The following is a 25325-nucleotide window of genomic DNA, read 5'->3' on the forward strand; positions in this document are numbered from 1 at the left end:
TAATCAATCCCTTTTAAGTACTACTTTTGCAATTGATATTAAAATCTCAGGCGAATTCATTAAAAATCACAATCAAATAACCGTATGAAAAACAAATTGAAAGTTTTACTCCTGGCCGTTGCTTTAATCGGCATTTCCAATGTTGCTATTTGTCAACAAAAGTATTACGACCTTCAGACAATCAAACAAGTGAAAACAGCACCCGCCAAAGATCTTCAACGCCCGGGATCTTGCTGGAGTAATGCCGGCACTGCATTGATTGAGGCAGAATGGATAAAAAACGGAAGAACAGAAATTGATCTTTCGGAGATGACTTTTATCCGGAATGCTTACGAATTGAAAGCCTTTGCTTACCTGAATTCAAAGGGAGCTACCAGGTTGGATGAAAGATTATTGGCCTCCGATGTTTTCCCTTTAATGGTTGAATATGGTATGGCTCCGGAAGAAATGTTTATGAAAACCGTTGACAAACCGAGGGATGCCAGCTCTGGTGAAATGGACGCTATTTTACGTGGTACGATGCAGATGGTAATGGAAAAAGAAGGCGGCAATTTCACCGAAAGATGGCAAAGCACTTTTAATGCAGCCCTTTCACGCTACCTTGGCGAAACCCGTATTGCATTTAATTACAACAATACGGAGTACACTCCAAAATCCTTTGCCGAAACTTCCGGTATTAATGCTACCGATTATATTGTTTTAACCTCCGACTCAAGAAACACTCCAGATAGCAAAATTGAACTTCCTGCAAGAAATAACTGGAACAAAACACAGGCCTACAACGTTTCAGCTGATAACCTGCAAAGCACCATTCGTAACGCCGTAAACTCGGGTTACACAGTAATTTGGTACGGTAATCTCGCCGAAGAAATGATTTTTCCTGAAGAAATGGTTGCTATTGTACCTGCCGGAAAAATTGCAGACTTAACCAAACCCAAAGAAGGGGTCGAAACAACTTACGAACCTCTCGCCGAAAAAGCAGTATCACCCGCCGACCGTCAAGCTAACTTTGAAGCCTCAGTTGGAAAAGAGCTTGATTACCTGATGATTTTTGGAACAAGTAAGGATAAAAATGGGAATGAGTATGTGATGGCAAAGAAAGTTTGCGAAGCAGGGAACAAAACAATTCATCTTTCCCCTTCTTTCGTCAAACTGAACACTGGTTATGTATTACTGAACAAAAAAGGGCTGCCTGGAGATTTAAAATCGAAACTTAGCCTTTAAATTTATTAAGCCGTTCATTTGCGAGCGGCTTTTTTTATATCCTTCTAAAATCACTCTCCCTGATCCAGCCCTTACTTCCATCAGGTATCCGGATTTCAAACCACTCCCCCACCTGGTTCGTGATTTGCACTTTGATGCCTTCGTGAATTACAAAAATATCGGTGCTATTATCTCTTGGAGAGCTTTTAACCGTGACTGTCGGTGTAAAAACGATGGCCTCCGCCTGTTTCCTAAATTGAATGTAGCGTTGGTTTGCCAGGGTAAATGAGCCGGCAAACACGACAATCAGCACAATTCCCATCCAAAAACCAAATTTCCTAAGCCAAATAACCCTCGAAAGGAGGAAGATAAGAATCATCAGCAGTATGAATAAAAAACAAATCACACTGATAGTTGCCCATTGATCGAGAGAGCGACTATTCACGAGCAATTTCCACCATGTAAAAATAAAAAATTCGGGCAGTGGCTCAATTTTGTCAACAATACGGCTATTGGCTAATTCAAGATTAAAGAGAATATCAGGATCGTATGGGGTTATTTTTTTGGCTCTTTCAAAGTTAAGAATTGCCATGGGAAGGTTATTGACTTTGAAGTAAGCATTTCCCAGGTTAAAGTAAAGTGCTGATGATTCAAAACCGCTATTCAAAATCGTTTCGTAAGTTTCGATGGCAGGAATAAAATCGCCTTCGTTATAAAATTTGTTCGCCTGTTCCATAAGAATAAGCTTGTCGTCTGCCTTCGCGTTAAAGGACACCAAAAGGAAAATCAATATCAACAGATGTTTCATGGTAAGCAATGATTATTTAAGTTCCTTTTCTAATTTTGTAATGATCTCAAGTGCACCAGTATAGACCTTCTCCATATTGTCTGTTTTGCTGCCGGGAGCAAAACGTGCAAATTCGGTCTGATTCAATGTTTCGATAAACTGGTTGATGGTTTCCTCATTCGTGTTTTTTGAAGTCAACCTGGTTCTCACATTGTCCATCGAAAGTTCGGATACCGGAATACTCAGTTTATCACTAAGATACCCCCATGATGCCCTTGAAATTTCGATATAGAATTCGCTCTCTTTGCTGTTTTTCATGAATTCATGTGCCAATTTCAGCCGTTTGCGTGCAATCTTTGTAGCCCGCAAATTCTTCATCAATTCTGCATTTCCTCTTTTTTTCATTTGCTTGCTCCATACCACCAGAACAAGGATAAGCAGGATCAAGGGGATGATTAGGAAAAGGAAGTAGCTTTGAGAGCGGAAGAAGTAAGTACCGACCGGCCGAAAACTATATGGTGGCAACTTAATATGCCTGATGTCCGACCCGATGATCTGAATGCCTTCCTGACGAACGGTTCCGCTGTAAGTAACCACTGAGGATGCTCCATCTCCTCTCTCGACGGTAATATTGTATTCCGGAGTTCTTTCGGAGATGTAAACGTTCTGACCCAAATCAAAATGAGAAAACTCAATGGGTCTGATCTTGAAATTACCCGGATTACGAGGTATTACGAGGTATTCAAAAGTGCGTGTTCCGGAAACCCCGGATGGGGTGACCTTAATGTCAGATTTAATTTCCGGGTCAAAGACTTCGAAATCAGGAGGGAATGCAATCTTTGGAAGGTCAAATAGCTCTATGTTTCCGCTGCCCTGGACTGTGAGTTTTATCGAAATGGGTTCATTGGCTTTCACTTCTGTTTTGTCGATCTGTGAGCGAAGCGTAAATTTACCTACGGCGCCGCTGAAATCAGCAGGCCTTTCTTTGGTCGGAAGTGGCTTAACATCGACGGTAATGCTGTTTGAAAGCAGGTTTTTCGTGACATCCTTTGAGCGGCTGCTAAAGAAAGGATCGTTAAAGAAGCTGTCGAAGAATGGATCGGATGTCCGGCGCTTGGCGTCAGTTCTTAGCAGCACAGTGAGTTCAGTTTCGCCCGGGCTGATGTCAATTTTCCCGGTTCTCTGAGGGAACAGGGCAAAACGACGCACTTCTGCTACGTTATATTGTTTTCCCTTTATTGTTTCGGTTGCAGTAGGGATTTCTCTTTGATTCGGGAACAGATTTTTCACCCAAAAACCGGGAAATGAAGAGATTTTCTGAAACCCGTCATGACCGGCTATCTGGTTGTTAAAATATAGTTTATAAGAGATGATGATTTGTTCGCCGAGATAGGGCGCAGTATTACTTACTTCAGCACGAAGAAAAACATCGACGGCTTCGTCGCTACCCTGCTGCTGTGACCCTTGACCCGAAGGTGCTGTTTGCCCGCCACTCTTAACCTGAACAGTCACTGAATTGGATGTGTATTTTTTCCCTGCATAGTTGATTGTGGCCGGTGGTATGGTGAAGGTTCCTTCTTTTGTGGATGCAAGTATGTAAGTAAAAGTGTAAGATACTTCGCGGGTCACATTTCCTCCTACAATCTGGACACTGGAACTGGTAGAAGTGTTAGGGCCATTCAATACGTTAAAATCAACAATATTAGGACCTTTAAACCCTGTTCCTTCAGCATTGATCCTATATTGTAACTGGAATCTTTCACCTAAAGTCACCACAGATTTGGCAACCCCGGAAAACTCAACCTGCTGTGCTGACAGCCAAACAGGCAACACAAACAGGAGGGCCGTAATCATCAACATCATCCTGCGTTTTAGCTTCTTCATTTTCATTATCGGGTTATAAGTCCTTTCCATTTCTTTTGTCTAAAAGCAAAACCTACCAGTCTTTTTCAGTTGTAACTCGCTTGGCATTTTTAAATTCTTCCATTTTCAATTTTTCCATAGTCCGGCGTTCGCGTTCCTGCATGGCCTGCAGCATACGTTCGGCATCTTCTTTAGAAATTTGTCTTGGTTGTGCCTGATTTTGTTGTTGTTGAGCATCTTTCTGCGAATCCTGCTGCTGTGATTCCTGTTGTTGTTGCTCCTGGTTTTGCTCCTGTTGCTGGTTTTGCTCCTGGTCTTGCTGTTGATCTTCCTTCTGATCCTGGTTTTGATCTTGATTTTCCTGCTGCTCCTGTTGTTGCTGCTGCTGATTGCGAAGCATTTGCTGGGCGTACAAGAGATTGTATTTAGTGTCTAAATCATCTGGGTTTAATCTCAAAGCATTTTTGTACGCTTCGATGGCCTGATCATATTGTTGCAAATTAACCATTGAATTGCCGAGATTGTGAAAAGACTTTGCACGTTGATCATCAGAGACATTACGACGGGAAAGATTATCGAAAATAGAGGCTGACTCTTCATAATTTTCCTGCTGAAAAAGCGCCCCTCCAAGATTGAATTCACCCACTTCTGACTTTGCGTTCTTTTCCAATGCTTTCTGGTAATCCACCTCAGCTTCCTTGTAGTCTCCACGCTCAAAAGCATTATTACCTCGTCGGATAAATTTGTTTTCGCTCTGAGCAAATGCACTCATATCGGAGATTAAAACAGCAACGGTTAAAAAAAATCCCAAATAAAATATTTTTCTTTCTATTAAATCCATAGTTTTTTCATCCTGATATTTAAAGTTTATTTTCCCCAAAAATATTAACCCTCCGGAATCTGCTGCTTCTCCGCTCAAAAATGAGAAATTCAAGCAGTAAAATCAGAAGCGCAGGAGCCAGGAAATACTGGAAACGGTCTTCATAGTCTGTAAACATCCGCGACTCAAATTCAGTTTTTTCGAGTTGTGAGATTTCTTCAAAAATAATACGCAAGCCGACTTGAGTATTATTTGCCCGCACGTATTGCCCGTTGCCTGCCGAAGCAATTTCTTTGAGCATGTTTTCATCGAGCCGGGAGATTACCGTGTTGTTGCTGCGATCCTTTTTAAAACCCTGCTGGTTACCTGCACGGTCAACGATCGGAATGGGAGCTCCTTCGGGTAATCCCATGCCAACGGTAAAAATCCTGATGTTCTTTTCGACTGCATTTTGTGCTGCTTCTTTCACATCACCTTCATGATCTTCTCCGTCAGTTATTATGATTATGGCTTTTTCAGTTTCACTCTCATCAAAAAGATCAATTGAAAGGTTGATTGCATCAGCAATTGCAGTACCCTGAACAGGAACACTTTCTGTACTGATATTTGAGACAAATAGTCTAACGGCTGCATAGTCAGTAGTGATTGGTAACTGCGTGTACGCTCTTCCGGCAAAAACTACAATTCCGATCCTGTCATTACCCAATTCATCAACAAGCCTGGTGATGGCCTGCCTTGCACGCTGCAGCCGGTTGGGTTTGATATCCTGAGCAAGCATGCTTTCTGACACATCGACAGCAATAACCAGGTCAATTCCTTTACGGTCAATTTTTTCGAGTTTTGAACCGATCTGAGGATTGGCGAGGCCAATAATGATGAGTGTAAAAGCAAGCATAGAAAGTACAAATTTGAAAACCAGTCGATTTTTTGACATGTCAGGCATCAGGATACGGATGAGATGAGTATCGCCAAATCGTTTGATAGCAGCCTTTTTCCAATATATCATCAGTACAAAAATGACTATGAAAAGGGGGATAAGCAGCAATGCCCAAAAGAAATCCGGATTTGCAAATTTAAAAACCTGCATAGTATTCAAATTTTCACTTCGTTAAGGTGTTGTTCTGAAAAATGTATACTTCATTATCAATTCGATAACAAAAAATAGCAAAGCGATCAAAGCAAATGGAAGAAATTCCTCGTGCTTTTTATAAAACTCTGTTACATCAATTTTTGATTTCTCTAATTTATCTATTTCGGCATAAACCTCCTGAAGTTTTGTATTACTCGTTGCGCGAAAGTATTTACCATCGGTTTCATTCGATATATTGATCAGCAACTCCTCATCAATTTCAACGGGAATGTTCTGATACCGTATACCAAAAGGAGTTTGCACCGGATAAGGCGCTGTTCCCAGACTTCCAATTCCAACACCATAGACGCGAATCTTATTCAGTTTAGCGATTTCGGCAGCAGAAAGCGGGTCAACCGCCCCCATATTGTTGACGCCATCGGTGAGCAAAATAATAACTTTACTCACAGCATCGCTTTCGGCAAGCCGTGCAACCCCTGTGGCAAGCCCATCGCCAATGGCGGTTCCGTCTTCGATCATCCCGGTTTTGATTTTCCTGAACATCTCAGTCAGCACTTTATGATCGGTTGTCAGCGGCACCTGCGTAAATGCTTCACCGGCAAATACAACAAGTCCAATTCTGTCGCCTGGTCGGCCACTGATAAATTCGATGGCCAATTCTTTTGCCGCATCTATGCGGTTTGGTCTAAAATCTTCAGCAAGCATACTTCCCGAAATATCCACAGCAATGACAATGTCAATGCCTTCGATGGTAACATCCTGGCTGCTTGAGGTGGATTGTGGCCTTGCCAAAGCAACCACCAATAGAGCGATTGCTAAAATTCTAAAAACAAATAGCAGGTGATAAAGATAAAGCTTGTACGTAGTTTTTACAGCAGCAAAAGGGAGTGTTGTAGAGATTTTAATCTCCGCCTTGCTCCTTTTATTTTTGAACCAATACCAGGCAATCATCACCGGGATGATGAGCAATACCCAAAAGTATTCAGGATAGGCATATTCAAATTCCTTAAACATCTCTGTATCCCTAATTTATTGGTTTAACGTATCATTTTTATCTGAATCTTCGATTTTGCTCTCAGAGGTCATTGCGTCATGATTTATCTCCTCCTTCACTGCCGGAGCTGTATTTCGTACAAAACTAAAAGCAATGTTCATACTGTGATCATGCTCTGACGGTAAAGGCTTTGCCTTTGCAAATTTTACCAGATCGGAGAGATCCAACAATTCCTGGAGTATTTTTATTGATTCTGCTGAAACAGGTTTTTTTCTGATAAAAAGTATTGTTTCGTAAGTAGTTGACTCAATGGCCGGAATGTCAAACCGCTCTTCAATGTATTCACGAACAATACCTGAGAGCCTGCTGTAATAATCCTTGATCAGTCCCTGCTGCCAAAGTTTTTCTTTTTGGAGTTTTTCTAATTCATCGAGAGCTCTGATGTGTGAAGGCTGTTTTGGCCTGGGCTTGAAAATAGTGAGCGGGATAGCTTTCTTTTTCCGCTTTACAAAATAAAGCACAAGACCTGCAATAATAAAAATCAGCAATATCCAGGGTAAAAGTTCAGAAAAAGTAATCGGAACAGCGATGGGCCCTTTTATGGGTTTGATGGGTTGATTCAAATCTACCGGAATAGAAAAGACATTGAGCAAAAAAGGCTCTGATTCCACAAACATTTGATCCATCGCCTTTTCATTTTCAAGGTATTGCACTTTGAATGGAGGGATTACATAGTAACCGGTATCGAAAGAAGTAATGGTAAAAACCTGACTTACATCGATCATACCACTGCCAAGGTGCAAAGTATCGACATTTGATCTGTTAAGTATTTCAACATGACCGGTCAATGTGTCAGCAAAAAGTGGCCACTCGAACCGGTAATTGTCCGGGATGAGCAGATGAAGACGGTAGGCTACCCGGTCTCCAACAAGGATGCTATTTGTATCAAGCGAAGCATTGAGCCTTATCTGCTGTGCCGGGGCACTCAAAATCCCAATGACCATCAATAACAATGCGAATACGATTGCTTTAGTTCCTGACACTTTCCTTTTTCTCCTTTTATCCATCTGATTGTTAAAATCTTGACTCTCTTTTTTTAAACATACCCACTAAAGGTTTTACATAATCTTCATCTGTTCTGATATGGGCAGCATCAACCCCACTTTTTGTGAAGGCCCACTTCACAAACTTTTCGTTATTTTTATACCAATCTTTGTATAATTGCCTGGTTGTCGCACTCGATGTATCAACCCAAAGATTTTGTCCTGTTTCTGCATCTTTGAATTTTGTCATCCCCATATTGGGTAACTCCATTTCGCGCGGGTCGTAAACCCTTACAGCCATTACATCATGCTTGCTATTGGCAATTTGCAGGGCATCTGCAAATTTCTTATCCACAAAATCCGAAATAACAAAGGCAGTGCATTTTTTCTTTACTGCGTTGGTAAGAAACTTCAGCGATTCACTGATGTCAGTACCCTGGTTTTCTGTTTTAAAATCTACCAGTTCACGAATAATCCTGAGGATATGTGATGAACCTTTTTTTGGAGGAATAAATTTTTCAATTTTATTACTGAAGAAGATCACGCCCACCTTGTCGTTGTTCTGTATAGCCGAAAAAGCAATAACAGCAGCGATTTCGGTGATTAAATCTTCTTTCATGCTGGTTTTTGTACCAAACTGGTTCGAACCACTCACGTCAATGAGAAGGATCACAGTGAGTTCGCGTTCCTCTTCAAAAATCTTTATAAAAGGATGGTTGAAGCGCGCTGTAACATTCCAGTCAATGCTACGCACGTCATCGCCATACTGGTACTCACGTACTTCGCTGAAGGCCATACCCCGCCCTTTGAAAGAGCTATGATAATGCCCGGAAAATATCTGATTGGATAATCCTCGGGTTTTAATTTCTATTTTTCTGACCTTTTTAAAAATTTCTGTTGCGTTCATGCAAAAGGAAATAGTGCGATGAGTTGAGTTAGACAAAAAGTTTGATGAACATCTGATAAATGAAAACCAATATCAGTACTATGGAACTTCGATGGTGTTCAGCACTTCATTGACCACATCTTCCGTAGTAATATTTTCAGCTTCAGCTTCGTAAGTGAGGCCGATACGATGGCGCATTACATCGTGTGCCACTGCCCTGATGTCTTCAGGGATAACATAACCGCGCCGCTTGATGAATGCATAAGCTTTCCCTGCAAGTGCCAGGTTGATGGAGGCACGCGGAGAAGCGCCATAGCTGATCATTCCCAGGAATTTCTTAAGCTTGTACTCTGCAGGGAATCGGGTGGAAAAGACAATATCGGTGATGTAATTCTCTATTTTTTCATCAAGATAGACCTGTCGAACCACCGAGCGGGCTTTCATAATGTCAGCAGGTGATACTATTTTGCTTGTTGTGGGTTGTATTCCGCTGATATTCTGCCGCATGATGAGCTTTTCCTCCTCCTTTTCGGGATAGGTAATGACCACTTTCATCATGAAACGGTCCACCTGAGCTTCGGGCAGCGGATAGGTTCCCTCCTGTTCTATCGGGTTTTGTGTGGCCATAACAAGGAATGGTTCCTGCAGCTTGAAGGTTTGATCACCAATAGTGACCTGCCTTTCCTGCATGGCTTCCAACAGGGCGCTTTGCACTTTTGCCGGTGAACGGTTAATTTCGTCAGCAAGAATGAAATTGGAGAAAATCGGTCCCTGCCTTACAACAAACTCCTCTTTCTTCTGGCTGTAAATAAGCGTTCCTATAAGGTCGGCAGGCAAAAGGTCAGGTGTAAATTGTATCCGGTTGTATTTGGCCTGAATGATATTTGCCAGCGATTTAATAGCCAGTGTTTTAGCCAGACCGGGAACACCTTCAAGCAAAATATGACCATCTGCAAGCAACCCGATTAAAAGCCGTTCGATCATTTGCTTCTGGCCAACAATCACTTTATTCATTTCAAGCGTAACCAGGTCAATAAAGGAACTTTCCTGGTGAATGCGTTCGTTTAATTCTCTGATATTTGTTTCTATCATTGTTTGTTGAATTTTTAAGACCGATAAAATAACTCGATGAGAAATTTTTAATTATTTCAGGTGGCGTTAAATATTGTTAAGCAGTAATCTTTGAAATTCTTGTCTGGATTCTTATCTAAGAATTTGTAATTCAATTTTTTTGTTTAATAAATAGCGTTTTATGTGCAATATCATTGGTAAAAACTAAAAGAGCGGCCAGTGATAAGCCGCTCTTTTCCAGTTCATTTTGTCTCAGGCCTGAGCATTTGGGCCAAACAAATTGTATGGCATCTGGTCCTGATCGGTATCTTTTAATTCGCCGTGCATAGACTCAAATTTGCGGATGTTATCCTGCAATGCTTTGAGTAGCCGTTTGGCATGCTGCGGAGTGAGTATAATCCTTGATTTGACTTTTGCTTTCGGAATTCCGGGCAGCATCTTCACAAAGTCGATGATGAACTCCGACCTGGAATGGGTTATAATCGCCAGGTTTGAGTAAACGCCTTCAGCAACTTCTTCACTCAGCTCGATGTTTAGCTTGTTTTGGTTTGCTTGTTTGGGATCCATAATTTCTTGTGTTTAATGTTTTATCAAAACTGAAAAACAACCGGTAGATCCCGATTGTTTTCCAGTACTTTTTAAATAATTTCAAATTAGTAATCCTGTCTTCCTCTGGGCTGAGTGAGCAATTCATAGTCGTCTCTCGAGCCAACGATAATATCCTCGTATTCTCTCAAACCAGTACCGGCAGGGATTTTATGACCTACGATCACATTTTCTTTCAACCCCATTAATTGGTCTGTTTTAGCATTGATAGCTGCGTTTGTCAGCACCTTGGTAGTTTCCTGGAACGATGCAGCAGAGATAAAACTGGTTGTTTGCAGAGAGGCGCGTGTAATACCCTGTAATACCTGACGTCCTGTTGCGGGCTGTGCATCCCGTGCTTCTACCAGTTTTTTGTCGCGGCGTTTTAACATAGAGTTTTCATCTCTGAGTTTCCGTGCCGAAACGATCTGACCTGCTTTAAAAGTAGCTGAGTCGCCCGGATCAATAATGACTTTTTTACCAAAGATCCAATCGTTCTCTTCCTGGAAATCAATTTTATTTACCAGTTCGCTTTCAAGGAATTTGGTGTCGCCCTGGTCTTCTACTTCTACTTTACGCATCATTTGGCGAACAATGGTTTCAAAGTGTTTGTCATTGATTTTAACACCCTGCAACCGATAAACTTCCTGAATCTCGTTTACGATATACTCCTGGACTTTCATCGGACCTTTAATAGCAAGAATGTCAGCAGGCGTGAGTGCACCTTCAGAGAGCGGGGTTCCGGCTTTAACAAAGTCGTTTTCCTGGGCAAGAATTTGCTTGGTAGTTGGGATAAGATATCTCTTTTCTTCACCACTCTTTGATGTAATAATGACTTCTTTGTTACCTCTCTTAAGTTTTTTACCAAATGATACAACACCGTCAATTTCAGCAACCTTTGCAGGGTCGGATGGATTCCTGGCCTCAAACAACTCGGTCACACGTGGCAAACCTCCGGTGATGTCACCGGCTTTACCTATGGCACGAGGGATTTTGATCAATGTATCACCGGCTTTTACTTCCTGTCCGTCGTCAACGGCAATGTGAGACCCAACCGGTAAGTCATAGGACCTCAGCACTTCACCATCACTATTGACTACATCAATCGAAGGATTCTTCACCTTTTGACGGGCTTCGATAATTACTTTTTCATAGTAACCGGTCTGTTCATCCGACTCAACCCTAAAGGTTTTTCCTTCTTCGATGTTGATGAAGTTGAGTGTTCCGGAAACTTCTGAAATAATGACTGCATTGTAGGGATCCCACGTGCAAATCACGTCACCTTTTTTCACTTCATCGCCATCTTTGAAAAAGAGGCTGGAACCGTAAGGTATGTTATGCGAAGCAAGGAATATTCCTGTATTTTGGTCGATAATCCTCATTTCGGCTGAACGTCCGATGACAGTCTGGTAAGATTTTCCTTCTTTTCCTGTCGTAGGAACTGATCTTAATTCTTCGATATGGATCACTCCATCATATTTAGCTTCGATTCTTGACTGGGCCGAAATATTTCCTCCAGCCACACCACCAACGTGGAATGTACGAAGTGTAAGCTGTGTACCAGGCTCACCAATAGACTGTGCAGCGATAACACCAACAGCTTCGCCTTTCTGTACCATGCGTCCGTTGGCTAAATTACGTCCGTAACATTTCGCGCAAACTCCCATTTTTGATTCGCAGGTCAAAACCGAGCGGATTTCAACAGCATCAATAGGTGAGTCTTCAATTAGCTGCGCAAAAGGTTCAGTAATTTCTTCACCTGCTGATACAATCAAACTGCCTGACTGGGGATGATAAATATCATGCAGGGCTGTACGACCAAGAATACGATCATAAAGAGTTTCAACAACCTCCTCGTTCTTTTTCAACGCTGTAGTTGTGAGACCGCGGAGTGTTCCGCAGTCTTCCTCCGAAATGATCACATCCTGCGATACGTCAACCAGACGACGGGTAAGGTAACCGGCATCAGCAGTCTTCAGCGCTGTATCGGCCAAACCTTTACGTGCACCGTGGGTAGAGATGAAATACTCTAAAACCGAAAGACCTTCTTTAAAGTTCGAAAGAATCGGGTTTTCAATGATCTCACCACCGGTTGCTCCTGATTTTTGAGGTTTAGCCATCAATCCGCGCATTCCGGAAAGCTGCCTGATTTGTTCCTTGCTACCACGGGCGCCTGAATCAAGCATCATATAAACGGCATTAAACCCTTGCTTATCCTTTGAAACCTGGTCCATCAGAATTTTGGTCAGACGCGAATTGGTGTGTGTCCAGATATCAATGATCTGGTTGTATTTTTCGTTGTGGGTAATAAAGCCCATATTATAACTATTCAGCACTTCGGTTACTTCTTCATGTGCCTGTGTGATCAATGCTTCCTTTTCAGCAGGAATAATAACATCGCCAAGGTTAAAGGACAGACCGCCGCGGAAAGCCATTTTAAATCCAAGGTCTTTTATGTCGTCAAGAAATCTTGCAGTGGTAGCAGTATCAGTTTTTTTCAATACACCGCCGATAATATCACGCAGTGATTTCTTTGTCAATAATTCATTAATGTATCCGTATTCAGCTGGTACAACCTGATTAAAGAGTACTCTTCCCACCGTTGTTTCAGTGAGTTTATAGACTGTTTCGCCATTTACCTGAAATGGTAAACGTACATGAATAATTGCATGGAGATCAACTTTGTTCTCGTTATAGGCGATGATGACTTCCTGGGGTGAATAGAATTTATATCCTTCACCCCTTACAGGGTTTTCTGGGATACTTCTGCGTTCTTTTGTAATGTAATAGAGTCCGAGAACCATGTCCTGTGAGGGCACTGCAATGGGCGCCCCGTTGGCAGGATTCAGGATGTTATGCGAAGCCAGCATAAGAATCTGGGCTTCAAGAATTGCTGCGTTACCAAGGGGGACGTGGACGGCCATCTGGTCGCCGTCGAAGTCAGCATTGAATGCTGTACATACGAGCGGGTGAAGTTGAATGGCTTTACCTTCGATCAGTTTGGGCTGAAATGCCTGTATGCCAAGGCGGTGAAGCGTAGGAGCACGGTTGAGCATGACAGGATGGCCTTTCATGATATTTTCAAGGATATCCCAAACAACCGGGTCTTTACGATCAACAATTTTCTTGGCAGATTTCACTGTTTTGACAATACCGCGTTCGAGCATCTTGCGGATGATAAAAGGTTTGAACAGCTCTGAAGCCATCTCTTTCGGAATACCACACTCGTTGAGTTTCAATTCGGGGCCAACTACGATTACCGAACGGCCTGAGTAGTCAACTCGTTTACCAAGAAGGTTTTGACGGAATCGTCCCTGCTTACCTTTAAGGCTATCGCTAAGTGATTTCAATGCCCTGTTGGATTCTGTTTTGACTGCATTTGCTTTTCTTGAATTATCAAACAGCGAGTCAACTGCTTCCTGGAGCATGCGCTTTTCGTTGCGCATGATTACATCAGGTGCTTTAATCTCAATCAATCGTTTAAGCCTGTTATTGCGAATGATTACCCTGCGGTAAAGATCGTTGAGATCGGAAGTGGCAAAACGACCACCATCGAGTGGAACCAGGGGTCTGAGTTCAGGTGGAATAACCGGGACAACCTTTACAATCATCCATTCAGGACGATTTTCGATACGGTTGCGTGCATCCCTGAAAGCTTCGACTACCTGCAGACGTTTGAGGGCATCTGCTTTTCTCTGCTGGGAAGTTTCAATATGTGCCTTGTGGCGAAGATCGTAGGAAAGTTCATCCAGGTCTAACCGGGCCAGCAGATCATGCAAGGCCTCGGCGCCCATTTTTGCGATAAACTTGTTTGGATCTTTGTCATCAAGATACTGATTTTCCACCGGAATGGTTTCCATGATATCGAAGTATTCCTCTTCAGATAGAAAATCAAGATAATTCAACCCGTCATCTGCTTTGATTCCGGGATTGATGACCACATATTTTTCATAATAAATAATTGCCTCCAGTTTTTTGGTTTGTAACCCCAGGAGAGCACCTATTTTATTTGGCAAAGATTTAAAAAACCAGATATGTGCAACAGGGACAACGAGTTGAATGTGTCCGGAACGTTCTCTGCGCACTTTTTTCTCGGTTACTTCAACACCGCAGCGGTCGCAAACGATTCCTTTGTAACGAATGCGCTTGTACTTGCCACAGTGGCATTCCCAATCTTTTACAGGACCGAAAATCCGTTCACAGAACAAACCATCCCTCTCGGGTTTATAAGTTCTGTAATTGATGGTTTCGGGTTTCAGCACTTCACCGTAGGATCTCTCAAGGATGGTTTCGGGCGAAGCCAGGCTTATAGTAATCTGCGAAAATTCTGTTTTAACGATGTTACTATCTTTTCTAAAAGCCATTAATGGATTGTATTTAGTTTAAATTTTAATAGGAAAAACAAAAGCTGCAAAACACTTTCATTAATCGAAAGTGATGTTCAGGCCAAGGCCGCGCAGTTCATGAACCAATACATTGAATGATTCAGGAATACCCGGTTTGGGCATGTTTTCACCTTTCACAATATTTTCGTATGCTTTGGCACGGCCAATCACGTCATCTGACTTAACAGTGAGTATTTCCTGCAGTATATTTGAAGCGCCGAAGGCTTCGAGCGCCCAGACTTCCATCTCTCCAAACCGCTGACCACCAAATTGTGCTTTACCACCAAGTGGTTGCTGGGTAATCAGTGAGTATGGGCCGATGGAACGTGCGTGCATCTTATCATCCACCATGTGATGCAACTTCAGAATATAAATGTATCCAACCGTTGCAGGCTGATGAAAACGTTCGCCGGTGCCACCATCGTAAAGGTAAACCTTACCATTTTCAGGTAAATTTGCCTTTATAAGATATTGGTTGATTTGGTCAACTGATGCTCCGTCGAAAATCGGTGTGGCAAATTTTAGTCCAAGACGTTTACCAGCCCAACCGAGCACAGTTTCATAAATCTGACCAAGGTTCATACGGGAAGGCACACCAAGGGGGTTCAGAACGACATCAACCGGAGTTCCGTCTTCGAGGAAAGGCATATCTTCTTCACGAACGATCTTGGCAACAATCCCTTTATTTCCATGGCGACCTGCCATTTTATCCCCTACTTTCAATTTGCGTTTTTTGGCCACATATACTTTTGCCATTTTCACAATCCCGTTGGGTAGTTCATCTCCTACCGTTGCAACGAATTTCTTCCGGTTGTAAACACCAAGAATCTCTTTGTACTTGATGATGAAGTTGTTGATTACTTCAGCAATCAACTGGTTCTTTTGTTTGTCTGTTGTCCATTTATGAGGATTAACCGTGAGGTAGTCCACGCCCAGAAGCATCTTTTGAACAAACTTGACTTTCTTCGGTACAATCTCTTCTTTGAAATTATTGTAAACACCCTGCGAAACCTTACCACTCACCAGGATCATCAGCTTGTCCACAAGTTTATTCTTGAGTGCGGCAGTTTGTTTGTTAAATTCTTTTTCCAGTACCTCAATGATATCTTTTTCCTTGCTTTTGGCAACGCGGTCTTTAATGACCCGTGAGAAAAGTTTTTTCTCAATTACCACGCCTTTCATCGAGGGTGGAGCTTTCAATGAAGCATCCTTCACATCACCGGCCTTGTCGCCAAAAATTGCACGAAGTAGTTTTTCTTCGGGAGTAGGATCAGACTCTCCTTTAGGAGTAATTTTCCCGATCAATATATCTCCTTCATTCACTTCAGCGCCAATTCTGATCAGACCATTTTCGTCCAAATCTTTTGTGGCTTCTGCTGAAACATTTGGAATATCATTGGTTAACTCCTCAACGCCACGCTTTGTATCTCTTACCTCGAGCACAAATTCTTCGATATGCAGTGAAGTAAAAAGATCTTCCTTTACAACCTTTTCGGAAATCACAATGGCATCCTCGAAGTTGTAACCTTTCCAGGGCATGAATGCCACCATAAGGTTCCGGCCGAGAGCAAGTTCACCATTTTGAGTGGCATAACCTTCACAAAGAGTCTGTCCTTTTGTAACCTTTTGTCCTTTGCGGACGATGGGTTTCAGGTTGACGGATGTATTCTGGTTTGTTCTTGTGAACTTAATCAGCTTATAGGTTTTCACATCATCATCAAAACTTACAAGCCGCTCGTTTTCCATCCTTGTGTAACGAATGGTAATTTCATTGGCGTCAACATATTCTACAATACCATCACCCTCAGCCATGATCAACACCCTCGAATCACGTGCAACCGGACCTTCAATTCCAGTACCCACGATTGGTGCCTCGGCTTTAAGCAGGGGCACAGCCTGACGCATCATGTTGGATCCCATCAACGCACGGTTGGCATCATCATGCTCAAGGAAGGGGATGAGTGAAGCTGCAATTGAGGCAATCTGGTTTGGCGCCATATCAATAAAGTGGACATTATTCCGATCCTCAATCGGATAGTCAGCCAGATGCCTTACTTTTACCTGCTGATCAGAAAATGTTCCATCTTTATCCAGCGGAGTGTTGGCCTGGGCAATAATTTTATCTTCCTCTTCCTCAGCATTTAGGAAAACTTCCTCAGATGCAAGATTTACTCTACCACTCTCAACATGCTTATAGGGTGTTTCAATGAAACCAAGTTTATTTATCCGGGCAAACACACAAAGCGAAGAAATCAATCCGATATTGGGACCTTCAGGAGTTTCAATTGTACACAGACGTCCATAGTGAGTATAGTGTACGTCACGAACTTCAAAACCTGCTCTTTCTCTTGAAAGACCGCCTGGCCCCAAAGCTGAAACCCTTCGTTTATGAGTCAACTCGGATAGCGGGTTGGTTTGATCCATAAACTGTGAAAGCTGGTTGGTACCAAAAAAAGAGTTGATAACCGAGGACAATGTTTTGGCGTTAATTAGATCCATGGGTGTAAAAACCTCGTTATCACGCACGTTCATACGCTCACGGATTGTGCGGGCCATGCGGGCTAATCCAACACCAAACTGTGCATACAACTGTTCTCCAACGGTTCTTACACGGCGGTTGCTAAGGTGGTCAATATCATCTACTTCACGCTTGCCGTTAACCATTTCGATCAGATACCTGATAATCGAAATGATGTCTTCTTTTGTCAATACTTTAATCTCGTTTGGAACGGTCAGTGCCAGTTTCTTGTTAATCCTGTAGCGACCGACGTCTCCCAGGTCGTATCGTTTGTCTGAGAAGAACAGTTTCTCAATTATTCCGCGGGCAGTCTCCTCATCCGGAGGTTCAGCATTACGCAATTGCCTGTAAATGTATTCAACCGCCTCTTTTTCAGTATTAGTTGTATCTTTTTGAAGCGTATTAAAGATGATGCTGTAGTCAATGTTATCATGCTCATCCTTGTGTAAAAGAATTGTATCCACACCTGAATCGATGATCTGATCGATATGATCATTTTCAAGCACGGTTTCTCGGTCAATAATGACCTCAGCACGCTCGATTGAGACCACTTCACCTGTATCTTCATCCACAAAATCCTCAATCCAGGCTCTCACAACACGGGCGGCAAGTTTTCTGCCGATAAGCTTTTTGAGGTTGGCTTTTGTGGCCTTTACCTCCTGTGCAAGGTCAAAAATCTCGAGAATGTCTTTATCACTCTCAAAACCTATGGCACGTAAAAGTGTAGTTACTGGTAATTTTTTCTTCCGGTCGATGTATGCATACATCACATTGTTGATGTCGGTTGTAAACTCCATCCATGATCCCTTGAATGGAATGATACGAGCCGAGAAAAGTTGTTGTCCGTTAGCATGGAAACTTGTTCCGAAAAAAGCACCGGGAGAGCGGTGTAACTGAGATACAATAACGCGCTCGGCGCCGTTGATCACAAAGGTGCCTTTAGGTGTCATGTAAGGGATTTGTCCAAGATAAACGTCCTGGATAATGGTTTCGAAGTCCTCGTGTTCGGGATCGGTGCAGTAAAGTTTAAGCTTAGCTTTAAGCGGAACGCTGTAGGAGAGGCCTCTTTCTATACATTCGTCAATGGAATACCGGGGTGGATCTATGAAATAATCCAGGAATTCCAGTACAAAGTTGTTTCGGGCATCAGTGATGGGGAAGTTTTCACTAAAAACTTTGTAAAGCCCTTCGTTAACGCGGTTTTCAGGGTTTGTTTCCAACTGGAAAAAATCCTGAAAGGATTTGAGTTGGATGTCCAGAAAGTCCGGATAACTCGATTTAATTTTAGTTCTTGAAAAACTAATTCTTTCAGTATTTTCCTGAGCCAATGTGGTAATGTTTTGGTTATGAAACTATTATGAAAAACAAAGAACAAAAGTTCACTATACAAAGAAATATAGACGCTACACAGGAAGCCTGGCAGCCGTCTATATTTCTTCAGATGTAAAAATTGTCAAACCTATTTAATCTCAACTTCTGCACCTGCTTCCTCAAGTTGACTCTTGAGCGCTTCGGCTTCGTCTTTTGTTACACCTGTTTTTAATGCTTTAGGTGCAGCGTCACACAGTTCTTTGGCTTCTTTCAGGCCAAGGCTGGTGAGCTCTTTAACAAGTTTAACAACAGCCAGTTTTGATTGACCGGCATGTTTAATGATTACATCAAATGTGGATTTTTCTTCTACCTCTGCATCAGCAGCGGCAGCTACAGGACCTGCAACAACCGTTGCAGCGGCTGCGGGCTCAATCCCATACTCTACTTTCAAAATTTGCGCAAGCTCATTAACCTCTTTTACGGTTAAGCTAACTAGTTGTTCTGCAAAAGCTTTTAAATCTGCCATTTTATTATTTGTTTTAAAATTATTCTGATAAAATTAATTCGATAGTTCTATGATTCCTTTTCTGATAGAGTCTTGAGAATACCCGAAAGCTTGTGACCTCCTGATTGCAATGCTGAAATAACATTCTTGGCAGGTGATTGCAGCAAGGCAATGACTTCTCCGATGACTTCATTCTTCGATTTGATGTTTTCCAGAGCATCGAGCTTGTCTTCACCCACAAAAATTGATTCTTCCACGTAAGCTCCTTTCAGAATCGGCTTATCTGTTTTGAACTTCTTACGAAATTCTTTGATCAATTTTGCAGGTAAATTGGCTGTACTGGTGAACATAATTGATGTTGGACCGACAAGAGCCGGATAGAGCTCCGAAAAGTCCTTTTCTGATCCTTCCATTGCTTTATGCAGCAATGTGTTCTTCACTACTTTGAGTTTTATATCATTCTTGAAACATGTCCGTCTCAATTCGTTTGTCGTTTCTACAGTCAGGCTGGCCGTATTGGTCAGGTAGAAATTCGACGCTTCGTTGAGCTGTTTGGACAACGATTCAATGATCTGGGTTTTTTCCGCTTTAGTCATATTTTCTTATCTCCTCTTTTTACGGAAGTTAATTAACTTACTGATTTCGGATCAACCTGTATTCCAAAGCTCATCGTACTCGACATAAAAATGCTTTTGACGTAAGTACCTTTAGCCGCAGAAGGTTTCAGTTTGATGACGGTTTGAATAAACTCTCTTGCATTATCGAGAATCATGTCCTTTTCAAACGACACTTTAGCGACAGATGCATGAATAATACCGGTTTTATCAACCTTGAAATCAATTTTACCTGCTTTCACTTCTTTGACAGCTTTTTCAACTTCCATTGTAACGGTACCGGTTTTTGGGTTGGGCATCAGGCCACGTGGACCTAATATCCTTCCTAATGGTCCAACCTTGGGCATTACGTTAGGTGTAGTAATAACCACATCAACGTCAGTCCAGCCTCCTTTGATTTTTTCTATATAATCGTCAAGGCCAACGTATTCAGCTCCGGCATTTTTAGCTTCCTGCTCCTTGTCGGGAGTACAAAGCACAAGCACACGGACATTTTTGCCGCTGCCATGAGGGAGTGTAACGCTACCGCGAACCATTTGATTGGCTTTACGCGGATCAACGCCTAAACGAATATCGAGATCAACCGAAGAGTCGAACTTGGTGAAGGTTATCTTTTTTACTACCTGAATTGCGTCTGCCAAAGAGTAAGTAGCATTTTTATCGAATTTCGCTAAAGCTTCTTTTCTGTTTTTGGTCAATTTTCCCATTGCGAATCCTTAATTTTCTGGTTTGAAATGCTATTGATTTATTTAGTTTTCAGCAAACGGAGGTGTTCCTTTTACCGTAATTCCCATACTTCTGGCAGTTCCAGCAACCATTTTCATAGCCGACTCAATTGTAAAGCAATTTAAGTCGTTCATCTTGTTTTGGGCAATGTCCTTCACCTGGTCCCACGTAACTGCGGCGACCTTTTTCCTGTTGGGTTCAGCCGAACCTGACTTTTGCTTTGTCGCTTCGAGAAGCTGCACAGCAACAGGTGGTGATTTGATGATGAAATCAAAGGATTTGTCTCTGTAAACTGTAATGATCACTGGAATGAGCTTTCCAGCTGAATCCTGCGTACGACCATTGAATTGTTTACAAAACTCCATAATGTTCACCCCCTTGGCGCCCAATGCGGGCCCAACTGGAGGAGATGGATTGGCAGCAGCTCCCTTGATCTGCAATTTGATTATTCCGCTTACTTCTTTTGCCATTTGCTTTATTACTTAATAGTAGATTTATTGATTGCCAGCATGAATACAATTAAGTGCGGTACTTACTCCTTTTCAACCTGCATGAAACCAAGTTCTAATGGTGTTTTACGTCCGAAGATTTTTACCATTACTTTCAACTTCTTTTTATCTTCGTTAATCTCTTCGATTACACCGCTAAAACTGTTAAAAGGGCCATCAATTACTGTAACGGTTTCTCCAACAATAAAAGGAACATTCACCTCTTCGCCCTGCTCAGCCAACTCATCAACTTTCCCAAGAATTCGCTTCACTTCCGATTCACGCATGGAATCGGGTTCACCGCGAGTCCCAAGAAAGCCAATTACGTTGGGGATATTCTTTATGATGTGAGGAATTTCACCAACGAGTGAAGCCTCAATCAATACGTATCCCGGGAAATAATTCCTTTCTTTACTGACTTTTTTACCTTTACGTACCTGATAAACCTTTTCGGTAGGAATAAGAACCTGACTCACGTAGTCCTGCAATTCAAGGCGTTTTATCTCACTCTCGATATACTCCTTAACCTTCTTCTCTTTGCCACTGATTGACCTGACTACGTACCACTTTTTTTCGTTACTCATACCGACTGGTTTTTTGCTTGGTTTACAAAAGAATTCAATACCAGACACAACTCCAATCAGAACCAGGTATAAATACCATCCAGAAGTTTGCTGAAAGAAAAATCCATCAGGAAAACCGCAAAAGCGATAATCAGGGAAGCAATGGATACTACTACAGCACTACTTTGGAGTTCGCTCCATGTTGGCCAGGAAACTTTTTGTAACAGCTCATCGTAACTTTCCTTGGCGTAATTAACTATACTAAATTTTGCCATTGGTAATTGTCTATGTTTTGCACGGGAGGTAGGAATCGAACCCACAGCCTACGGTTTTGGAGACCGTCGCTCTACCAATTGAGCTACACCCGTATCAACCATTATCAATAAAGGAGTCCCCGAAGCATTATCAGGGACGCCTCTGATTGTATAACCAAACACCTATTTAAATTCCTAATCAAGGATTTCGGTAACCTGACCAGCACCTACAGTACGTCCACCTTCGCGGATAGCAAAACGCAGGTTCTTGGCCATTGCAATTTCAACAATCAATTGTACTTCAATTGTGAGGTTATCACCAGGCATTACCATTTCTACTCCCTGGGGAAGAATGATTTCACCTGTTACGTCGGTAGTTCTGAAATAGAACTGGGGACGGTATTTATTGTGGAACGGAGTGTGACGTCCGCCTTCTTCTTTTTTCAAGATGTACACCTCAGCTTTGAATTTCTTGTGAGGCTTAATTGAACCTGGAGCTGCGATAACCATACCACGCGTGATCTCTTTTTTATCGATACCACGTAAAAGGATACCTGCATTGTCACCTGCTTGTCCGCGGTCAAGTATTTTGCGGAACATTTCAACTCCAGTAACTACTGATTTGAGTTTTTCAGCACCCATACCAATGATTTCGACTGGGTCTCCAGTGTTAATGATACCGGTCTCAATACGACCAGTAGCAACTGTTCCACGGCCGGTGATTGAGAATACGTCCTCAACCGGCATTAGGAATGGTTTATCCTGATCACGGTCCGGAAGCGGAATCCATTCATCACAAGCGTCCATCAGTTCAAATACTTTTTCAACCCATTTTGGTTCCTTGTTCAAGGCGCCAAGAGCTGAACCTCTAATAACAGGAGAATTATCACCGTCAAACTTGTAGAATGTGAGTAACTCACGGATTTCCATTTCAACCAGGTCGAGCAATTCTTCATCGTCAACAAGGTCAACTTTATTCATAAAAACAACCAGTCTTGGTACGCCAACCTGACGAGCCAAAAGGATGTGCTCACGGGTTTGGGGCATCGGGCCATCGGTCGCAGCAACAACGATGATGGCTCCGTCCATCTGGGCAGCACCAGTAACCATGTTTTTCACGTAGTCAGCGTGACCAGGACAGTCAACGTGGGCATAGTGCCTTTTTTCTGTCTGGTATTCTATGTGCGCTGTATTAATAGTAATACCTCTTTCTTTTTCTTCAGGTGCATTATCGATTGAATCGAATGATGCGAATGTTGCAAGACCTTTGTCCTGAAGGTTCAGGGTAATTGCTGCTGTCAAAGTAGTCTTGCCGTGGTCAACGTGACCAATGGTTCCAATGTTCACGTGTGGTTTGGAACGATCAAATTTTTCTTTTGCCATTGTAAAAAGTTATTAATTAGGTGTTTAAAATTAAGGTTATTAAAATTCGAGCCAATGACGAGAATTGAACTCGTGACCCCTTCCTTACCAAGGAAGTGCTCTACCCCTGAGCTACATTGGCTTGCAACGGAGCGGAAGACGGGGCTCGAACCCGCTACCTACAGCTTGGAAGGCTGTCGCTCTACCAGATGAGCTACTTCCGCAGTTCGTTTCAAATACAAAAAAAGGATTTCATCACCTCTGAAATCCTCTTTCCGGGATTTACACCAAGTCGAATGAACTCTTGGTGGGGAGAGGAGGATTCGAACCTCCGAAGGCTTCGCCAACAGATTTACAGTCTGCCCCATTTGACCGCTCTGGTATCTCCCCAGTTTTTTACATTTGTATAGACTCCTGCAATAACAGGAGCCGATGGACGGACTCGAACCGCCGACCGGCTGATTACAAATCAGCTGCTCTACCAACTGAGCTACATCGGCTAATTATCAATAAGTTAAAGACCTAAAAAAATGCAGCCCTTTTTTTGAAAAAGGACTGCAAAAGTATAACTGTTTCTTGAACTGACAAAACTTTTTTAAAATAATTTGAAAAAAAGTTAATTTCGCCGCTGTTTTTCCTTGTAACGTACGATTTGCTTACGCAGCGCTTCTGCAGCGCTATCAACGGATTCCTCAAAAGATTTGCTCTGCTTTTTGGCAATCAGATCACTGCCTCTTACATTGAGCATAATTTCTGCAATCTTATTCTCAGCACTGTCATTATTATCTAATTTAAGAGAAACATCGGCGCTTAATACACCATCGTAAAACTGCGACAGCTTTTCTATTTTATCTTTTATAAAATCTTCCAACTTCCTGTCTGCTTTAAAATGAATTGACCTAATCTCTATTTGCATAGTCTTACCTCCTGATTATTTTGCTCGCGGATGAGCTTGTTTATAAATAGATTTCAAATTTTCGCTGGTGTTGTGTGTGTAAACCTGGGTAGCCTGCAAATTGGCATGACCCAAAATTTCTTTAATCACATTGATGTCGGCACCATTGTTTAGCAAACTGGTTGCAAAACTGTGCCTCAAAATATGGGGATTTTTCTTTGAATTTGTTGATACATAATTAAGGTGTTTGGTGACGGTTCGGTAAATAAGTCCCGGGTAGGTTTGTTTACCTTTTGATGTAATAAAAAGATATGGGGATTGCTCATTTATTTCATTCAAAGCACACTGTCGTTCCAGAAGATAATCCACGATCAGAGGTTTAGTATGCTGTGCAAGCGGTACTATCCGATGTTTGTTCCCTTTACCAATGACTTTGATGATCGTCTTCGTCATGTCAATTTCGCTAACCTTGAGATTAAGCAGTTCCGAACGCCGGATTCCAGTTGTGTATAACAATTCGATAATTAATTTATTTCTTAAGCCTTCAAAGTCATTTCCAAAATCATGTCTTACCAATAAGTCCTCCATTTCGCTATTTCGGATAAATGAAGGAAGCTGAACGTTAATTTTCGGTGAAATGACTTTTTGCACCGGGTTACTTGTGATCACCTTATTTCTGATAAGATGTTTGTAATATGAACTGAGTGAAGCAAGTTTCCTTCTAATACTCCTGGTTGATACTTTGGTTTCTATCAGAGCCACGATCCATGAGCGAATTTGGTGATGACTGGCATGTTCAGGTTTTAGGTGGTCGAAATGGCTATTTAAAAAGTCAGAAAATTGTTCAAGATCATTACAGTAAGCTGATACTGTGTGATTTGAATATCTTCGTTCGAACTGCAAATAAGTAAGGAAACTCTCAGTTACATGCATAAAAATAGAAAAACTTAAGTTTTCAAAGATAATTGTATTTATCCAGAAAACAAAAGTTTTCCTGAAAAAAAATTTTGAACAACTTTTAGGACGACTCTTCCTGATCCCTAAGTTGCTGTATGTAAATAGCTTTCAATCTTGCTTCACGATTTTTAACCGAGGGCTTTGTAAATTTCTGTCTCTCACGCAATTCCCTTACAACGCCTGTTTTTTCAAATTTACGTTTGTATTTTTTTAATGCTCTGTCAATGTTTTCGCCTTCTTTTACTGGTACAATGATCATAAAATTGTAGAATAATTTGATTATTAAATGTTTTTGTTTGGGGCGCAAAAGTAGTTTTATTTTTTTGATCAAAAACAATTTCGATGAAATAATTTATGAATATTCCTCAATTTTAACTTTTTAGAGTTTTTTTTATCTGGAGTATT

Annotated in this window: 22 protein-coding genes and 5 tRNA genes; 1 reads left to right on the top strand and 26 read right to left on the bottom strand. The window is 41.8% G+C overall.

Going from position 1 to position 25325, the window contains the following annotated elements:
• The first annotated feature begins 84 nt into the window (after positions 1–84).
• Entirely contained in the window at positions 85–1224 is a 1140-nt protein-coding gene (locus tag IH598_02510; GenBank protein ID MBE0637374.1) for a hypothetical protein, read from the top strand.
• Between the two features lie 34 nt (positions 1225–1258).
• On the opposite strand, the gene IH598_02515 is transcribed toward IH598_02510, so the two are convergent.
• The 26 genes from IH598_02515 to IH598_02640 all read right to left on the bottom strand — a co-directional run bounded on the left by IH598_02515 (position 1259) and on the right by IH598_02640 (position 25179).
• A complete protein-coding gene (locus IH598_02515; GenBank protein ID MBE0637375.1) occupies positions 1259–2011 on the bottom strand; it encodes an SH3 domain-containing protein in 753 nt (250 codons plus the stop codon).
• A 12-nt stretch (positions 2012–2023) separates the two neighbouring features.
• Positions 2024–3874, bottom strand: coding sequence for a protein BatD (locus IH598_02520; GenBank protein ID MBE0637376.1), 1851 nt, complete (start codon positions 3872–3874; stop codon positions 2024–2026).
• A 52-nt stretch (positions 3875–3926) separates the two neighbouring features.
• Positions 3927–4772: a tetratricopeptide repeat protein gene (locus IH598_02525; protein ID MBE0637377.1), complete on the bottom strand. Its 846-nt coding sequence runs from the start codon at positions 4770–4772 to the stop codon at positions 3927–3929.
• On the bottom strand, positions 4714–5760 hold the full coding sequence (locus IH598_02530; GenBank protein ID MBE0637378.1) for a VWA domain-containing protein: 1047 nt from the start codon (positions 5758–5760) through the stop codon (positions 4714–4716). The genes IH598_02525 and IH598_02530 overlap by 59 nt, the downstream gene beginning before the upstream one ends.
• Before the next feature lie 21 nt (positions 5761–5781).
• Positions 5782–6777: a VWA domain-containing protein gene (locus tag IH598_02535; protein MBE0637379.1), complete on the bottom strand. Its 996-nt coding sequence runs from the start codon at positions 6775–6777 to the stop codon at positions 5782–5784.
• 15 nt (positions 6778–6792) lie between these two features.
• Entirely contained in the window at positions 6793–7824 is a 1032-nt protein-coding gene (locus tag IH598_02540) for a hypothetical protein (protein ID MBE0637380.1), read from the bottom strand.
• Positions 7825–7831: 7 nt separating this feature from the next.
• Positions 7832–8707, bottom strand: a complete 876-nt coding sequence (locus IH598_02545; GenBank protein ID MBE0637381.1) for a DUF58 domain-containing protein — start codon at positions 8705–8707, stop codon at positions 7832–7834.
• A 78-nt stretch (positions 8708–8785) separates the two neighbouring features.
• Positions 8786–9778, bottom strand: coding sequence for a MoxR family ATPase (locus IH598_02550; GenBank protein MBE0637382.1), 993 nt, complete (start codon positions 9776–9778; stop codon positions 8786–8788).
• 231 nt (positions 9779–10009) lie between these two features.
• Positions 10010–10324 carry a DUF3467 domain-containing protein gene (locus IH598_02555; protein MBE0637383.1) on the bottom strand — a complete coding sequence of 105 codons (315 nt, stop codon included), beginning with the start codon at positions 10322–10324 and terminating at the stop codon, positions 10010–10012.
• Positions 10325–10410: 86 nt separating this feature from the next.
• Positions 10411–14706 (bottom strand): DNA-directed RNA polymerase subunit beta', encoded by a 4296-nt coding sequence (gene rpoC / locus IH598_02560; GenBank protein MBE0637384.1) that lies wholly within the window; start codon positions 14704–14706, stop codon positions 10411–10413.
• 60 nt (positions 14707–14766) lie between these two features.
• The gene (gene rpoB, locus IH598_02565) at positions 14767–18573 is read right to left on the bottom strand and encodes a DNA-directed RNA polymerase subunit beta (protein MBE0637385.1); all 3807 of its coding nucleotides are present in this window, start codon (positions 18571–18573) and stop codon (positions 14767–14769) included.
• A 131-nt stretch (positions 18574–18704) separates the two neighbouring features.
• The gene (gene rplL, locus IH598_02570) at positions 18705–19082 is read right to left on the bottom strand and encodes a 50S ribosomal protein L7/L12 (GenBank protein ID MBE0637386.1); all 378 of its coding nucleotides are present in this window, start codon (positions 19080–19082) and stop codon (positions 18705–18707) included.
• Between the two features lie 47 nt (positions 19083–19129).
• Positions 19130–19657, bottom strand: coding sequence for a 50S ribosomal protein L10 (locus tag IH598_02575; protein MBE0637387.1), 528 nt, complete (start codon positions 19655–19657; stop codon positions 19130–19132).
• A gap of 32 nt (positions 19658–19689) precedes the next feature.
• The gene (locus tag IH598_02580; protein MBE0637388.1) at positions 19690–20382 is read right to left on the bottom strand and encodes a 50S ribosomal protein L1; all 693 of its coding nucleotides are present in this window, start codon (positions 20380–20382) and stop codon (positions 19690–19692) included.
• 42 nt (positions 20383–20424) lie between these two features.
• Positions 20425–20871 carry a 50S ribosomal protein L11 gene (gene rplK, locus IH598_02585; protein ID MBE0637389.1) on the bottom strand — a complete coding sequence of 149 codons (447 nt, stop codon included), beginning with the start codon at positions 20869–20871 and terminating at the stop codon, positions 20425–20427.
• A 62-nt stretch (positions 20872–20933) separates the two neighbouring features.
• On the bottom strand, positions 20934–21473 hold the full coding sequence (nusG, locus tag IH598_02590; protein MBE0637390.1) for a transcription termination/antitermination factor NusG: 540 nt from the start codon (positions 21471–21473) through the stop codon (positions 20934–20936).
• A 56-nt stretch (positions 21474–21529) separates the two neighbouring features.
• Positions 21530–21727: a preprotein translocase subunit SecE gene (secE, locus tag IH598_02595; GenBank protein ID MBE0637391.1), complete on the bottom strand. Its 198-nt coding sequence runs from the start codon at positions 21725–21727 to the stop codon at positions 21530–21532.
• Positions 21728–21747: 20 nt separating this feature from the next.
• A tRNA-Trp gene (locus tag IH598_02600) sits at positions 21748–21820 on the bottom strand.
• A gap of 81 nt (positions 21821–21901) precedes the next feature.
• Positions 21902–23089, bottom strand: coding sequence for an elongation factor Tu (gene tuf / locus IH598_02605; protein ID MBE0637392.1), 1188 nt, complete (start codon positions 23087–23089; stop codon positions 21902–21904).
• Positions 23090–23138: 49 nt separating this feature from the next.
• Positions 23139–23210, bottom strand: a tRNA-Thr gene (locus IH598_02610).
• Positions 23211–23219: 9 nt separating this feature from the next.
• Positions 23220–23292: transfer RNA gene (locus IH598_02615), tRNA-Gly, on the bottom strand.
• 81 nt (positions 23293–23373) lie between these two features.
• Positions 23374–23458 (bottom strand) — tRNA-Tyr (locus IH598_02620).
• Between the two features lie 37 nt (positions 23459–23495).
• Positions 23496–23568, bottom strand: a tRNA-Thr gene (locus tag IH598_02625).
• A gap of 116 nt (positions 23569–23684) precedes the next feature.
• Positions 23685–23984: a ribosome-associated translation inhibitor RaiA gene (gene raiA / locus IH598_02630; GenBank protein ID MBE0637393.1), complete on the bottom strand. Its 300-nt coding sequence runs from the start codon at positions 23982–23984 to the stop codon at positions 23685–23687.
• Positions 23985–23999: 15 nt separating this feature from the next.
• Positions 24000–24896, bottom strand: coding sequence for a tyrosine-type recombinase/integrase (locus IH598_02635; protein ID MBE0637394.1), 897 nt, complete (start codon positions 24894–24896; stop codon positions 24000–24002).
• Between the two features lie 85 nt (positions 24897–24981).
• Positions 24982–25179, bottom strand: a complete 198-nt coding sequence (locus tag IH598_02640) for a 30S ribosomal protein S21 (protein ID MBE0637395.1) — start codon at positions 25177–25179, stop codon at positions 24982–24984.
• Positions 25180–25325: the final 146 nt, after the last annotated feature.

The sequence above is a fragment of the Bacteroidales bacterium genome (assembly GCA_014860585.1).
Taxonomy (GTDB): Bacteria; Bacteroidota; Bacteroidia; order Bacteroidales; family 4484-276; genus RZYY01.

Excerpts from the sequence above, each read along its gene's own strand:
- IH598_02510 (MBE0637374.1), top strand. The coding sequence starts at position 85 with ATGAAAAACAAATTGAAAGTTTTACTCCTGGCCGTTGCTTTAATCGGC.
- IH598_02515 (MBE0637375.1), bottom strand. The coding sequence starts at position 2,011 with ATGAAACATCTGTTGATATTGATTTTCCTTTTGGTGTCCTTTAACGCG.
- IH598_02520 (MBE0637376.1), bottom strand. The coding sequence starts at position 3,874 with ATGAAGAAGCTAAAACGCAGGATGATGTTGATGATTACGGCCCTCCTG.
- IH598_02530 (MBE0637378.1), bottom strand. The coding sequence starts at position 5,760 with ATGCAGGTTTTTAAATTTGCAAATCCGGATTTCTTTTGGGCATTGCTG.
- IH598_02535 (MBE0637379.1), bottom strand. The coding sequence starts at position 6,777 with ATGTTTAAGGAATTTGAATATGCCTATCCTGAATACTTTTGGGTATTG.
- IH598_02540 (MBE0637380.1), bottom strand. The coding sequence starts at position 7,824 with ATGGATAAAAGGAGAAAAAGGAAAGTGTCAGGAACTAAAGCAATCGTA.
- IH598_02545 (MBE0637381.1), bottom strand. The coding sequence starts at position 8,707 with ATGAACGCAACAGAAATTTTTAAAAAGGTCAGAAAAATAGAAATTAAA.
- IH598_02550 (MBE0637382.1), bottom strand. The coding sequence starts at position 9,778 with ATGATAGAAACAAATATCAGAGAATTAAACGAACGCATTCACCAGGAA.
- IH598_02555 (MBE0637383.1), bottom strand. The coding sequence starts at position 10,324 with ATGGATCCCAAACAAGCAAACCAAAACAAGCTAAACATCGAGCTGAGT.
- rpoC (MBE0637384.1), bottom strand. The coding sequence starts at position 14,706 with ATGGCTTTTAGAAAAGATAGTAACATCGTTAAAACAGAATTTTCGCAG.
- rplL (MBE0637386.1), bottom strand. The coding sequence starts at position 19,082 with ATGGCAGATTTAAAAGCTTTTGCAGAACAACTAGTTAGCTTAACCGTA.
- IH598_02575 (MBE0637387.1), bottom strand. The coding sequence starts at position 19,657 with ATGACTAAAGCGGAAAAAACCCAGATCATTGAATCGTTGTCCAAACAG.
- IH598_02580 (MBE0637388.1), bottom strand. The coding sequence starts at position 20,382 with ATGGGAAAATTGACCAAAAACAGAAAAGAAGCTTTAGCGAAATTCGAT.
- rplK (MBE0637389.1), bottom strand. The coding sequence starts at position 20,871 with ATGGCAAAAGAAGTAAGCGGAATAATCAAATTGCAGATCAAGGGAGCT.
- nusG (MBE0637390.1), bottom strand. The coding sequence starts at position 21,473 with ATGAGTAACGAAAAAAAGTGGTACGTAGTCAGGTCAATCAGTGGCAAA.
- secE (MBE0637391.1), bottom strand. The coding sequence starts at position 21,727 with ATGGCAAAATTTAGTATAGTTAATTACGCCAAGGAAAGTTACGATGAG.
- tuf (MBE0637392.1), bottom strand. The coding sequence starts at position 23,089 with ATGGCAAAAGAAAAATTTGATCGTTCCAAACCACACGTGAACATTGGA.
- raiA (MBE0637393.1), bottom strand. The coding sequence starts at position 23,984 with ATGCAAATAGAGATTAGGTCAATTCATTTTAAAGCAGACAGGAAGTTG.
- IH598_02635 (MBE0637394.1), bottom strand. The coding sequence starts at position 24,896 with ATGCATGTAACTGAGAGTTTCCTTACTTATTTGCAGTTCGAACGAAGA.
- IH598_02640 (MBE0637395.1), bottom strand. The coding sequence starts at position 25,179 with ATGATCATTGTACCAGTAAAAGAAGGCGAAAACATTGACAGAGCATTA.